Here is a 14,967-nt window from a genome sequence, read left to right on the forward strand (position 1 = left end):
GTGACCGGCGAGGACCAGCTGAGGCTGCTCGCCGGGGCCCCGGTCGATCTGATCGGACTCTGGTACGGCGTGCCTGACGGACCCGCCGACCTCACCCTGGCGGAGGTGGTCCGGCTGGCCGGCCTCGCTCGGGCGGTCGGCGGGCCGGCGCCGGTCCTGGTGACCCTGCTCGCCGACCCGGCGGTGCTGCTGGAGGCGGTCACCGCCTCCGGGGTGTCCCGGGTACAGCTGCACGGCTACGCCACGCCGGCCCAGGTGGCGGCGATCCGCGCGGAGCTGCCCGCTGTCGAACTGCTGAAGGTGCTGCACGTCCGGGACGGCCAGGTGCTGGAGGCACCGCTGATCGGGGCGTACGAGCGGGCGGGTGTGGATGTCTTCCTGTTCGACTCGGTGGGCGCCGACGGCAAGATCGGCAGCACCGGCGTGCCGCTGGCGGCCGGGGCCGTCGAGGCGGTGCTCGCCCGGCTGACCAAGCCGTTCATGCTCGCCGGCGGAATCAGCACCGTCAACGCCGGTGCGCACCGGGCGGCCCGGAGCCACACCGGCTTCGTCGGCATCGACGTGGACAGCGCCGCGCGCGGCGCGGGCGGCGCCTTCGAGACGCCCCGGATCGAGCGGATCCGGGCGGCTTGGCGCTCCACCGCCGAGGACTTCCCGGCGGCGCTGCTGGCCGCCCGACTGCCGGTGATCATGGAGCTCAAGGCCCGCAGCGCCCACGCCGAGGACCTGTTCCGCGGCCGGTCGGTGCGGGCCATCGTGGACGAGTACACCCGGCTGGGCGCGCCCGCCCTCTCGGTGGTCACCGGCTCGTGGTTCGGCGGCACCGCCGCGTTGCTGGACGAGGTCGCGGCCGCCACCGAACTGCCGGTCCTGGTGAAGGACTTCTTCACCAAGGAGCGGCAGCTCGCCGAGGCCCGCGCGGCCGGCGCGTCCGCCGTGCTCCTCACCGCCACGGTGCTGCCGAACGGTGTGCTGCCCGGGCTGATCGAGGCCGCCCTGGAGCACGGGCTGACCCCGTTCGTCGAGGTCACCGATGAAAGGGAGCTGGCGTCCCTGGTGCACGGCGAGTCCTGTGTGGTGGCCGTGAACAACAAGGACATCCGGCAGAAGGAGCAGGACGCGCCCGACCTCGGGCGAAGCCTGCGACTGCTGCCCGACGTCCTCGCCACCGGCACCCGGGTGCCGGTCAGTGCCAGCGGCATCGAGACGCCGCAGGACGCCACCAAACTGCTGGCCGCCGGGTACCGGGGCCTGCTCATCGGCACCGGTCTGCTGCGCCACCCGGACCTGAACGGCTGGTTCGGCGAACTCGGCGAGGGGGTGGCGGCGGCATGGTGACCACCGAGGCGGGCACCGCGGAGCGCACGGCCACCGCCGGCCTGTCGCTGCGTACCGCGTTGGCCGGGATGCCGGTGATCACCCGGGACGAGCCGATCGCCCGGGAGGCGGTGGCCGCCGACTTCGCCGAGCGGTACGCCGGCGTCCCCGCGGTCGGCGTGGCCCGGCCCGAACCGGCCGTGCTGTACACCGGGGTGCGCTCCGGCGCCGCCGGCCCGCCGGTGCTGCTCGGCATGTACGGCGACGAGGACCGGCTGCGGGGCTGGCTGCCCGGCCTGCCCCGGCACACCACGCCGCAGAGCGCCGCCGCGCTGGTGGCCGCCGGCATCGCGCCGGTCAGGGTGACCACGGCGCCCTGCCAGGAGGTGGTCTTCGGTGAGGTGGACCTGCGCGAGCTGCCGGTGCTCACCACCACCCCCAGGGATGCCGGGCCGTACCTGACGGCCGCCCTGGTGCACGCCGGGGACGCCCTCACCGGGGAGAGCGCGCTCTCCGCGCACCGGATGCTGGTGATCGGCCGTGACCGGCTGACCATCTGGATGGTGCCCGGCCGCCGGCTCGGACAGCTGCGCGAGCAGGCGGTGGCACGCGGCGAGCGCCTGCCGGTCACCGTCAACCTCGGTGTGCCGCCCGCCGCGATGATCGCCTCGGCGCTGAACTCACGATTCCTGCCGGACGGGTCGGACAAGCCGGCGGTGGCCGGTGGCCTCGCCGGGGCGCCCCTCACGTTGGTCCCGGCGCTCACCCAGCCCGGAGTGGCCGCGCTCGCCGAGAGCGAGATCGTCCTGGAGGGTTACCTCGACGGCACGCTGGCCGACGAGGCCCTGCCGGGCGCCGCACCGGAGGGGTCGCTGCCGGAGTTCCTGGGCTACGACGGGCGGGCCAAGAGCGGGCTGCCGGTGCTCACCGTCACCGCCGTCACGACCCGGCGCCACCCGCTCTACCAGGCCGTCATCGGGCCCGGCCGCGAGCAGTCGCACATCCTGGGTGTCGCCGGAGCGCTTTCGGTGGCCCTGTCGCTGCCGTCCGCTCCCGGCCTGCACGTGCACGACCTGCACTTCTCGCCCGCCGGCGGGGGCATGCTGCTGCTGGCCGTCGCCGTGCGCAAGGGCTCCGCCGCGGCGGACCGGGCCCTGCCCGCGATCGCCGAGGAGGTCGTCCGCCGGCATCCGTTCGTCAAGACGGTGCTGTTCACCGACGACGACGTCCGGGTCCGCAGTGCCGAGGAGCTGCTGTGGGCGATGACCACCCGGGCCAACCTCGGAGCGGACTGCGTCGAACTTCCCGGGCACCCACCGGTCCCGATGGATCCGTCGCAGACGCCCGACTGGGCGCGTGCGCGCGGCGGTACGCCGGACGTGCCGCCCCGCACCTTCATCGACGCCACCACGCCATACCGACTCCGCGCCCACACCGAGCGCAGCTTCAGGTCGCCGTCGGACTGACCGCCGGGCCGGCGCGCGCCCGCACCACAAGCGTCGCGCCACCGAGCAGTGACGCGTCGCACATGTCGACGCGTCACTGCGCACGACGCGTCACCGAGCACGATGCCACTTTCGAGGGGAAGACATGACTGGGCAGCACACGGACGGGCGCCGGAACGCGCCGGCAGACTGGAACGACACCGCGCACGAGCTGCCGGGCACTTCGGAGACCCTGGCCGGACTGCTTGCAGCCCAGGCGGCCCGCACCCCGGACCGGACCGCGCTGGTCTTCGAGGACATTGAGCTGAGCTACGCCGAACTCGACGCCCGTGCGGAGCAGTTGGCTGAACGGCTGCGGGGGTACGGGGCCGGGCCGGATCGGCTCGTCGCGCTCACCGTGCCGCGCTCGGTCGAGCTGGTGGTCGGCCTGCTGGCGGTGCTCCGGACCGGCGCCGCGTACCTGCCCGTCGACCCGGACTACCCGGCCGACCGGATCGCGTACCTGCTCCAGGACGCCGCACCTGTGCTGCTGCTCAGCCACAGCACCGTCGGCCACCCGGTGGGGGAGGCCATCCCCACCCTGGTCCTCGACCGCCTCCCCGACGCCGACGCGGACGTCGCCGGCCGCGAGCCTGCCACCGTGGTCGCCCCGTGTCCGGCCGACGCTGCGTACGTCATCTACACGTCGGGCTCCACCGGCCGCCCCAAGGGCGTCGTCGTCCCGCACGAGGGCATCGTCAACCGCCTGCACTGGATGCAGGCGGAGTACGGCCTGACCGAGGACGACCGGGTGCTGCAGAAGACCCCGTCCGGCTTCGACGTCTCGGTCTGGGAGTTCTTCTGGCCGCTGATCACCGGCGCCGTGCTGGTGGTCGCCCGCCCCGAGGGGCACCGCGACCCGGCGTACCTGGCCGAGCTGATCCGCGACCAGCGCATCACGACCGTGCACTTCGTGCCGTCGATGCTGCAGGCGTTCGTCGACGAACCGGCGGCCGCAGGTTGCGCCGGGCTGCGCCGTGTGATCGCCAGCGGCGAGGCCCTGCCGGTCGAACTCGCGGCCCGCTTCCGGGCGGTGCTGCCCGGCGTGCCGCTGCACAACCTGTACGGGCCGACCGAGGCGTCCGTCGACGTCACCTATTGGGAGTGCGTCCCCGAGCCGGGCGAGGTGTCCGTTCCGATCGGCCGTCCGGTCTGGAACACCCAGGTGCGGGTGCTCGACGCCGAACTGCGGCCGGCCGCGGTCGGCGAGACGGCCGAGCTCTACCTGTCCGGGGTCCAGCTGGCCCGTGGATACCTGGGCCGCCCCGGCCTGACCGCCGAGCGGTTCGTCGCCGACCCGTACGGGCCGCCCGGCACCCGCATGTACCGCACCGGCGACCTCGCCCGGTGGCGTGAGGACGGCGTGGTCGTCTACGCGGGCCGAGTCGACCACCAGGTGAAGATCCGCGGCCTGCGGATCGAACTGGGCGAGATCGAGGCCGTGCTGGAAGCCCGGCCCGGCGTCGGCGCCTGCGCCGTCCTGGCCCGGGAGGACCGGCCCGGCAGCAAGCGACTGGTGGCCTACCTGGTGCCGGCGCCCGGTGCCGAGATCGACGTGACGGCGGTCCGCGCGGCCGCGGCCGCCGACCTGCCCGAGTACATGGTGCCGACCGCTTTCGTGCTGCTCGACGCCTTCCCGCTGACACCCAACGGCAAGCTCGACCGCAAGGCGCTGCCGGCGCCCGCCCTCGCTCCGGCCGGCGAGCGCACCGCCCCGCGCACACCCACCGAGCGGGTGCTGCACGACCTGGCCGCCGAGCTGCTGGGTCTGCCCGAACTCTCCGTCGAGGAGAGCTTCTTCGACCTCGGCGGCGACTCCATCCGGTCCATCCAGCTGGTCAGCCGGGCGCGCCGGGCAGGGCTGGCGCTCACCCAGCACGACGTCTTCACCCACCGCACCGTCGCCGCCCTCGCCGAGGTCGCCGGGGAGCCGGTCGAGGAGGCCACCCTCGCGCTGCCCGCCCTGCTCGAGCCGCCCGCCGCCCAGCTCGCCCGGCTGCGAGCAGCCCACCCCGACGCCGACGAGTTCTGGCCGCTCGCCCCGCTCCAGAAGGGCCTGCTGTTCCACGCCGAGTACTCCAAGGGCGGCCTGGACGTCTACTCGGTACAGCTGGTGTTCGAGCTGGATGCCGAGCCCGAGGAGCTGCGGACCGCGGTCGGCCGGCTGCTGGACCGCCACCCCAACCTCCGGGCCGGCTTCGCCCACGACGACCAGGCGCAGCCCGTCCAGTTCGTCCCCGCCGGGGGCGAACCGGAGTTCACCGTCGGCGAGTACGTCGGCCCGAACGCGGCGCGCAAGGCCGCCGAGCTGTTCGACACCGAGCGCAAGCGCGGCTTCGACCTCTCCGCGCCGCCACTGGTGCGGATCGCCGTCGCCGACCTCGGCCGGCACGGTCGGCGTGCAGCCCTGACCTTCCACCACATCCTGGTGGACGGCTGGTCGCTGCCGCTGCTGATGGACGAGCTGTCCGCCCTACTGGCCGGCGCCGAGCCGAGCCCGGTCACCCCGTACCGCGACTACCTGGCCCTGCTCTCCGGCCACGACCACGCGGCCTCCCGGGAGGCCTGGCGCGAGCTGCTCGACGGGATGGAAGAGCCCACCCTGCTCGCCCCGGCGGCCGTCGGCGGCGACCGCGTCGCCGACGAACTGCCCCGCGATCACTGGGTGGAGCTGTCCACCGAGCTCACCGCCCGACTCGAGGGTGTGCTGCGCGCACGCGGGCTGACCCTCAACACCGCGGTGCAGGGCGCCTGGGCACTCCTGCTGGCCCGGCTCACCGGCCGCGACGACGTGGTGTTCGGCACCACCGTCTCGGGCCGGGCACCCGAACTGCCCGGCATCGAGAGCATGGTGGGCCTGTTCATCAACACCGTGCCGGTCCGGGTCCGGATCGCACCCGACCGGACGCTGTCCAGCCTGCTGTCCGGCATCCAGGAGCAGCAGGCCGCAATGGCCGCGCACCAGTACACCGGGCTGGGCGAGATACAGCAGCTGGTCGGCCACGGTGCGCTGTTCGACACCCTGACGGTCTTCGAGAGCTTCCCCGGCGACCGCACCGGCGCCGCGGTGGACAGCCGCTACGCCGTCCACTACCCGCTGGCGCTGCTCATCCACCCCGGCGAGCGGCTGCGGCTGCGGCTGAGCCACCAGACCCACACCTTCAGCCGGCTCGAGGCGGTCCGGCTCGGCGAGCGTCTGGTGCGCCTGCTGACCGCCCTGGCCGAGGACCCGGAGCAGTCGGCCGACGAGGTCTCGGTGCTCTCCACGGCCGAGCGCCACCAGATCCTGGAGACCTGGAACGACACCGATGCGCCCGTCGTCCACCGGACGCTGCCCGCGCTCTTCCAGGCCCAGGTGGCAGCCACCCCCGAGCACGTCGCCGTGCTGGCCGGCGACCGGGGGCTCACCTACGCCGAGCTCAACGCGCAAGCCAACCGGCTCGCCCACGAGCTGATCGACCGCGGCGTCGGCCCGGAGCAGTTCGTGGCACTCGCCCTGCCGCGCGACGAGCGGGCCGTGGTGGCGCTGCTGGCCGTCCTCAAGGCCGGAGCCGGCTACCTGCCGGTCGACCCCAAGTACCCGGCCGACCGCATCGACTACCTGCTCCGTGACGCACGGCCCGCCCTCGTGCTCACCGTCGACGGGATCGACCTGCCCGACTCCGGGGTTCCCCGGCTGCTGCTCGACGACTCCGGCCTCGCCGCCGGCCGTCCCGCCACCGACCCGGTGGTGGCGCTGCGGCCCGAGCACCCGGCGTACGCCATTTACACCTCCGGTTCCACCGGCCGCCCCAAGGGCGTGGTCGTCCAGCACGCCTCGGTGGCCAACCTGGCAGCCTGGGCCCACGAGGAGTTCGGCCAGGAGCGTCTGGCGCACGTGCTGCTCACCACCTCGCTCAACTTCGACGTCTCGGTGTTCGAGCTGTTCGGACCGCTGCTCTCCGGCGGCACGGTCGAGGTGCTGGACGACCTGCTGGCGCTCGCCGACCGCGGCGGACGTTCCGCCACCCTGGTGAGCGGCGTGCCCTCGGCCCTCGCCCAGCTGGTCGCCCAGGGCGACCTGGACGCCACCGCCGGCACCGTCGTCCTCGCCGGTGAGGGCCTGCCCGCCCAGGCCGGCAACGACATCCAGGCCGCCCTCGGCGCAGACCGGCTGGCCAACATCTACGGACCCACCGAGGCCACCGTCTACGCCACCGCCTGGTACACCAACGGCCCTGTGCGCAGCGCCCCGCCCATCGGCCGGCCGCTGCGCCGCACCCGGGTGTACGTGCTGGACTCCGCGCTCCGCCCGGTGCCGGCCGGTGTCGCCGGCGAGCTGTACATCGCCGGTGACGGCGTCGCCCGCGGTTACCTCGGCCGCCCCGGACTGACCGCCGAGCGCTTCGTCGCCGACCCGTACGGGCCGCCCGGCACCCGCATGTACCGCACCGGCGACCTCACCCGCTGGTCGGCCGACGGCCAGATCGAGTACCTCGGCCGCCTCGACCACCAGGTGAAGATCCGCGGCTTCCGGATCGAACTCGGCGAGATCGAGGCCGAGCTCGCCGGAGTCGAGGGGGTCGCCCAGGCCGTCGCGGTGGTCCGCGAGGACCGCCCCGGTGACCGCCGCCTCGTCGGCTACGTGACCGGCGACGCCGAACCCGCCGAGATCCGGCACGTCCTGGCGGAGCGGCTGCCCGCGCACATGGTGCCGTCCGCCGTCGTGGTGCTGGAGGCGTTCCCGCTCAACCCGAACGGCAAGCTCGACCGCAAGGCGCTGCCCGCGCCCGCCCTCGAGGCCGGCAACGGCCGGGCCGCCAGCGGCCTGCCCGAGGAGTTGCTCTGCGGCCTGTTCGCCGATGTGCTCGGCGTGGATCGGGTCGGCGTCGAGGACGACTTCTTCGCCCTCGGCGGCCACTCGCTGCTCGCCACCCGGCTGGTCAGTCGGATCCGCACCACCTTCGGCGTGGAACTCGGCGTCCGCGCCCTGTTCGACGCGCCCACTCCCGAGGCCCTGGCGCTGCAGCTCGACGGCGCGGCCACGGCCCGCGCCGCGCTCACCCCGCGCCCGCGGCCCGAGCGCCCGCCGCTGTCCTACGGGCAGCAGCGGCTCTGGTTCCTCAGCCGGATGGACGAGAACCCGGCGGCCGGCCACATCCCGCTCGCCCTGCGCCTGCGGGGCACACTGGACCGGGCGGCGCTCACCGCGGCGCTGGCCGACCTCACCGCGCGACACGAGGGACTGCGCACCCTCTTCCCCGCCGAGGCCGGCGAGCCGTACCAGCTGGTACTCGCCGACGCCACGCCCGAACTGCCGGTCACCCCGGTTGCCGCCACCGGCCTCGCCGCCGCGTTGACCGGCGAGGCCGCCCGTCCGTTCGACCTGGCCACTGAACTCCCCTTCCGTGCCCACCTATTCGAACTGGGCGAGCAGGAGCACGTGCTGCTGCTGGTGCTACACCACATCGCCTCCGACGGCTGGTCGATCGCGCCGCTGCGCCGCGACCTGGCCCGTGCATACGCGGCCCGAACTGCCGGCAGTGCCCCACTGTGGGACGAACTTCCGGTGCAGTACGCCGACTTCGCACTCTGGCAGCGCGACGCACTCGGCTCCGAGGACCACGGAGACAGCCCCTACGCCCGCCAGCTCGACTACTGGCGGCAGGCCTTGGACGGACTGCCGGACCAGCTCGAACTGCCCACCGACCGGCCCCGGCCGGCCCGGGCGAGCTACCGCGGCGAGAGCATCCCGTTCGAACTGGACGCCGAACTGCACCGCGAGTTGCTCGCGCTCGCCCGCTCCCAGCAGGCCACCCTCTTCATGGTGCTGCAGGCCGCCCTGGCCACCCTGCTCACCCGGCTCGGCGCCGGCACCGACATCCCGATCGGCAGCCCCGTCGCCGGCCGTACCGACGAGGCCCTGGACGACCTGGTCGGCCTCTTCATCAACAACCTGGTGCTGCGCACCGACACCTCCGGCGACCCGGCCTTCACCGAGCTGATCCGGCGGGTCCGCGACACCGACCTCGCCGCCTACGGCAACCAGGACGTGCCGTTCGAGCGGCTGGTCGAGGCGCTGAACCCGACCCGCTCGCTGGCCCGCCACCCGCTGTTCCAGGTGTTCCTGGCCCTGCAGAACACGCCCGTCGCCGACCACGACCTGGCGGGCCTCACCGCCGAGCCGGTCGAGGTCGCCCTCGACGCGGCCAAGTTCGACCTCTCGCTGTACTGCGAGGAGCGGCCCGACGGCGGCATCACCGGCGTCGCCGAGTACAGCCTCGACCTCTACGACCGGCAGAGCGTCGAACTGCTGCTCACCCGGCTGCGCCGACTGCTGCAGGCAGTCGTCGCCGACCCCGGCCGGCGGCTCGGCGGGCTCGACGTCCTCGCCGACGACGAGCGGGAGCAGCTGCTGTACGGCTGGAACGACACCGCCCGCGCCCTGCCCGCACAGGGCCTCGTGGAGCAGTTCGAGGCCGTCGTCCGGGCCACCCCGGACGCCCTCGCGGTCGTCGCCGGCACCGAGCGGCTCAGCTACCGCGAACTCGACGAGCGCGCCAACCGGCTCGCCCACCTGCTGATCGCCGAGGGCGTGCGGCCCGAGCAGTACGTCGCCCTCGCCCTGCCGCGCACCGCCGACCTGGTGACCGCCCTGCTCGCGGTCCTCAAGACCGGCGCCGGCTACCTGCCGCTGGACCCGGACTACCCGGCCGAGCGGATCGCCTACATGCTCCAGGACGCGGCCCCCGCCCTGCTCGTCACCACCGCCGACACCCCCACCGACGGCGCCGTACCCCGGCTGCTGCTCGACCAGGAGGACCGGCTCGCCGGCCAGCCCGCGACCAGCCCGGGCATCACCGTGGACGCGGCCACCCCGGCGTACGTCATCTACACCTCCGGCTCCACCGGCCGTCCCAAGGGCGTCGTGGTGCCCCGCTCCTCGCTCGTCAACTTCCTCGCCGCCATGGGCGAGCAGGTCCCGATGACCGCCGACGACCGGCTGCTCGGCGTCACCACCATCGCCTTCGACATCGCCGCGCTCGAGATGTACCTGCCGCTGCTCTCCGGAGCCGCCCTGGTGGTCGCCGCCAAGGAGACCGTCCAGGACCCGGCCGCGCTCGCCGCCCTCATCGAGGCCGAGCACGTCCGCGTCGTCCAGGCCACCCCCTCGCTCTGGCAGGCGCTGATCGCCTCCCACCCGGAGGCGCTCGCCGGGGTGCGGGTCCTGGTCGGCGGCGAGGCCCTGCCGCCCGCCCTGGCCGCCCGGCTGCGCGAACTGGCCGCCGGCGTCCGGAACATGTACGGCCCCACCGAGACCACCATTTGGTCCACCTCGGCGCTGCTGGACGAGCGCCCCGGCGCGCCCGTCATCGGCCGGCCCATCGACAACACCCAGATCCGCATCCTGGACGGCAACCTCGCCCTCACCGCCCCCGGCGTGGCCGGCGAGCTGTACATCGCCGGCGACGGCTTGGCCCGCGGCTACCTCGGCCGCCCCGGCCTGACCGCCGAGCGGTTCACCGCCGACCCGTACGGGCCGCCCGGCAGCCGGATGTACCGCACCGGCGACCTGGCCCGCTGGGCCGCCGACGGCAACCTCGAGTACCTCGGCCGCGTCGACTACCAGGTCAAGCTGCGCGGCTTCCGGATCGAGCTCGGCGAGATCGAGTCCGTGCTCGCCGCCCACCCGCGGGTGGGGCAGGCCGCCGTCCTGGTCCGCGAGGACCGCCCGGGCGACAAGCGGCTCGTCGGGTACGTCGTGCCCGCCGCGGACGGCACCCCGGACGCGGCCGGCCCCGACGCCGCCGAGCTGCGCCGGTACGCCGCGACCGAGCTGCCCGACTACATGGTCCCCGGCGCCGTGGTGCTGCTCGACCGGCTGCCGCTCACGCCCAACGGCAAGCTCGACCGCAAGGCCCTGCCCGCCCCCGTCCACGAGGAGGAGCCCGGTGCCCAGGCCGGGCGCGCCGCGCGGACCGCCCAGGAGGAGCTGGTCGCCGGCCTGTTCGCCGAGGTGCTCGGCCTGCCGTCGGTGCCGCTGGAGGAGAGCTTCTTCGCCCTGGGCGGCCACTCGCTGCTCGCCATCCGGCTGATCAGCCGCATCCGTGCGGTGTTCAACGCCGAACTGAAGATCCGCCACCTGTTCGAGTCGCCCACCGTGGCCGGCCTCACCGAGCGGCTGGCCGGCGCCTCCGGCGCCCGCCCCGAGCTGCGCCGCCACGAGCGGCCGGAGCGGCTGCCGCTCTCCTACCAGCAGGGCCGGCTCTGGTTCCTCAACCGCTTCGAGGGCGGCTCGCCGCTGTACAACATCCCCGTGGCGCTGCACCTCGACGGCCCGCTCGACCGCACCGCGCTCACCGCGGCGCTGAACGATGTGACCGAGCGCCACCAAGCACTCCGCACCCTGTTCCCGGACTTCGACGGCGCGCCGTACCAGCTGGTCCTCACCCCGGAACAGGCCCGCCTCCGGCTGCACGAGCAGGCGGCGACCCGCGAGACCCTGGCCGAGGAGCTGCACACCGCCGCCGTCGGCGGCTTCGACCTGGCCACCGAGATCCCGCTGCGCGCCCACCTGTTCGAACTGGGCGAGCAGCAGCACGTGCTGCTGCTGGTGCTGCACCACATCGCCGCCGACGGCCCGTCCACCACCCCGCTCACCCGCGACCTGTCCCGCGCCTACACCGCCCGCACCGCCGGCTCGTCCCCGCAGTGGGAGGAGCTGCCGGTCCAGTACGGCGACTACACGCTCTGGCAGCGCGAGGTGCTCGGCGAGGAGGCGGACGAGCAGAGCCAGCTCTCCCAGCAGCTCGACTTCTGGCGCACCGCGCTGGCCGGCCTGCCCGACCAGCTCGACCTGCCCACCGACCGGCCGCGCCCGGCCGTCGCCGGCTACCGCGGCGGCACCGTGCCGCTGCGGATCGACGCCGAACTGCACCGCCGGGTGCAGGAGGTGGCCCGGGCGAACGGCTCCACCGTGTTCATGCTGCTGCAGACCGCGCTGGCCACCCTGCTCACCCGGCTCGGTGCCGGCGAGGACATCCCGATCGGCAGCCCGATCGCCGCCCGCACCGACGACGCGCTGGACGAGCTGGTCGGCTTCTTCGTCAACACCCTGGTACTGCGCACCGACACCTCCGGCAACCCGGCCTTCACCGAGCTGCTGGACCGGGTCCGCACCCACGACCTCGCCGCGTACGCCCACCCCGACCTGCCGTTCGAGCGGCTGGTCGAGCTGGTCAACCCGTCCCGGTCGCTGTCCCGCCACCCGCTGTTCCAGGTGATGCTGGCCTTCCAGGAGAGTCTGAACGCCGAGCTCGACCTGTCGGGGCTGACCGGCCGCGCCGAGATCGTCCCGCTCGGGCTGGCCAAGTTCGACCTGGCGCTCGACCTGGTCGAGCGGCGCGGCGCGGACGGCCTGCCCGCCGGCATCGAGGGCGTCGTCGAGTACAGCGCCGACCTGTTCGACCACACCACCGTCGAGCGCTTCGCCGGTCACCTGCTGCGGCTGCTCGAAAGCGTGGTGGCCGACCCCGGCCGCCGCATCGGCGAGCTGGAGATCCTCGGCGCGGACGAGCGCGAGCTGCTGCTGCACGGCTGGAACGACACCGCCCGCGAGGTCCCGGCCGCGACCCTGCCGGAGCTGTTCGAGGCCCAGGCGACCCGCACACCGGACGGCGACGCCGTGGTGTTCGGCGACACGGTGGTCTCCTACCGCGAGCTCAACGAGCGGGCCAACCGGCTCGCGCACCGCCTGATCGGCCTCGGCGTCGGCCCCGAGCAGTTCGTCGCGCTCGCCGTGCCCCGGTCGGTCGAGATGGTCGTGGCGCTGCTCGGCGTGGTGAAGGCCGGCGCCGCCTACCTGCCGATCGACCCCGGATACCCGGCCGACCGCATCGAGTACATGCTGGCCGACGGAGACCCGGCCCTGGTGCTCACCACGGCGGCCGTTGCCGACCGGCTGCCCGCCGGCGAACGTCCTGTGATCGTGCTCGACCAGGACGAGGACGGGACGTACCCGGCCACCGACCCGAGCGACGCGGACCGCACCGCGCCGCTCACCCTCGACCGGCCCGGTTACGTCATCTACACCTCCGGCTCCACCGGCCGCCCCAAGGGTGTGGTGGTTTCCCACCGAGGTATCGCCTCGGTGGCCGGCACCCACGTCGACCGGCTCGGCCTCGGCCCCGGCAGCCGCTTCCTGCTCGTCGTCTCGATCAGCTTCGACGTGTCGATGGCCGACATCGTGATGACGCTCTCCTCCGGCGCCGCCCTGGTGGTGCCCGGACCGGACCAGCAGGCCGTCGGCCAGGAGCTGTACGACCTGATCACCCGGTACGGCGTCACCCACACGGACCTGGTCGCCCCGATGCTCGCCTCGCTGCCCGACGGCGACCTGCCCACACTGCGCGGCTTCGTGGTCGGTGGCGAGGCCCTGCCCGCCGACATGGTCGAGCGCTGGTCTCCGGGCCGCACCGTGATGCAGGTGTACGGCCCCACCGAGACCACCGTGGTCGCGACCATGAGCGACCCGCTCAGCCCCGCCCCGCAGGCCCCGCCGATCGGCCGGCCGATTTGGAACGCCCGCACCCACGTCCTGGACGCCGGCCTGCGGCCCGTCCCGGTCGGTGTGCCCGGCGAGCTCTACATAGCGGGATCCGGCCTGGCGCGCGGGTACTGGCAGCGGCCCGCCATGACCGCCGAGCGCTTCGTCGCCGACCCGTACGGCCCGCCCGGCAGCCGGATGTACCGCACCGGCGACCTGGTGCGCCGCCGGCAGGACGGCAACCTGGAGTTCCTCGGCCGGGTCGACCACCAGGTCAAGGTGCGCGGCTTCCGGATCGAGCTGGGTGAGATCGAGACCGTGCTGGCCCGCCACCCCGGCGTGGCCGCGGGTGCCGTGGTGGTCAGCGAGGGTGCCGGCGGAGTGAAGCGGCTGGTCGGCTACGCCGTTCCGGCCACCGACGCCGGGCTCGACCCGGCCGAGGTGCGCGCCTTCCTGGCCGGCGCGCTGCCCGACTACATGGTGCCGACCGTGGTCGTGGTCCTGGACGCGCTGCCGCTGACACCCAGCGGCAAGACCGACCGCAAGGCGTTGCCCGAGCCCGACTTCGGCACCGTCGTGGCGGGCAGGGCCCCGCGCACCGCGCTGGAGAAGGAGTTGTGCGCCGCTTTCTCGGACGTGCTCGGCCTCCCCGAGGTCGGCATCGACGATGGCTTCTTCGACCTCGGCGGCCACTCGCTGCTCGCCGCCCGCCTGACCGCCCGGCTGCGCCAATCCACAGGGGTCGAGCTGGGCATCCGTGCCTTGTTCGAGGCGCCGACGGTGGCCCGGCTGGCCGAGCGGCTGGCCGACGCCGAGGCAGGCGCCTCGGTCTGGTCGGACGACTTCGCCACCCTGCTGCCGCTGCGCGCCGAGGGCACCCTGCCGCCACTGTTCGCCGTCCACCCGGCGGCCGGCATCGCCTGGGTGTACTCAGGCCTGCTACGCGAACTGGAGCCGCAGCGACCGCTGTACGGTCTTCAGGCCCGCACGTTGACCGAAACCGAGACCTCGCCCGCAACGCTCGCCGAGATGGCCGAGGACTACCTTGCGTTGATCCGGGAGGTGCAGCCCGAGGGCCCCTACCACCTGCTCGGGTGGTCGTTCGGCGGCACGGTGGCGCACGAGATCGCGGTCCGTCTGCGCGAGCAGGGCGAGCAGGTCGCACTGCTCGCGCTGCTCGACAGCTACCCCGCTCCGGTGTCCGAAATTCGCCTGACGGGTGATCAGTACGCGCTGGCGGATCTTCTTGACTCGCTTGGGCACCCGGTGCAGACTGGCGAGGTTGAGGTGCTCACGCCAGAGCTTGCGCTGGACCTGCTCAGGGAGCAGCAGAGCCCGCTCGCCGGGGCGACCTCCGAACAGCTGACGAACCTGGCCCGCGGGTTCGTCCGTAACGCACGCCTGATGAGGGAGTTCACGCCTCGTCAATTCGACGGCGACTTGCTGTTCTTCACCGCCACGGCGGACAAGGCGCCCGACGACCCGACCGCCGGTGACTGGGCGGCGCACGTCACCGGGGAGGTCCGCGACCACCCGGTGGACTGCGAGCACGGTGCGATGACCCGTCCGCAGCCGATCGCCCGGATCGGCTCGGTGCTCGCCGCCGAGCTCCGCCTGCCCGCGACCGACTGACCCCGCAAT

The 14,967-nt window shown here is 73.9% G+C and carries 3 protein-coding genes; all 3 read left to right on the plus strand.

Annotated features, from left to right (window positions below; all coding sequences use genetic code 11):
• The 3 genes from AB0447_RS10010 to AB0447_RS10020 all read left to right on the plus strand — a co-directional run bounded on the left by AB0447_RS10010 (position 1) and on the right by AB0447_RS10020 (position 14,958).
• Positions 1 to 1,338 (plus strand): hypothetical protein, encoded by a 1,338-nt coding sequence (locus AB0447_RS10010; protein ID WP_366476084.1) that lies wholly within the window; start codon positions 1 to 3, stop codon positions 1,336 to 1,338.
• Positions 1,332 to 2,783, plus strand: coding sequence for a UbiD family decarboxylase (locus AB0447_RS10015; RefSeq protein WP_366476085.1), 1,452 nt, complete (start codon positions 1,332 to 1,334; stop codon positions 2,781 to 2,783). The genes AB0447_RS10010 and AB0447_RS10015 overlap by 7 nt, the downstream gene beginning before the upstream one ends.
• 124 nt (positions 2,784 to 2,907) lie before the next feature.
• Positions 2,908 to 14,958 (plus strand): amino acid adenylation domain-containing protein, encoded by a 12,051-nt coding sequence (locus AB0447_RS10020; protein WP_366476086.1) that lies wholly within the window; start codon positions 2,908 to 2,910, stop codon positions 14,956 to 14,958.
• Positions 14,959 to 14,967 lie beyond the last annotated feature (9 nt).

This window comes from Streptomyces sp. NPDC051211 (assembly GCF_040689505.1).
GTDB lineage: Bacteria > Actinomycetota > Actinomycetes > Streptomycetales > Streptomycetaceae > Streptomyces.

What these genes read in the sequence shown, in the direction of transcription:
- AB0447_RS10015 (WP_366476085.1), top strand. Translation starts at nt 1,332, where the DNA reads ATGGTGACCACCGAGGCGGGCACCGCGGAGCGCACGGCCACCGCCGGC.
- AB0447_RS10020 (WP_366476086.1), top strand. Translation starts at nt 2,908, where the DNA reads ATGACTGGGCAGCACACGGACGGGCGCCGGAACGCGCCGGCAGACTGG.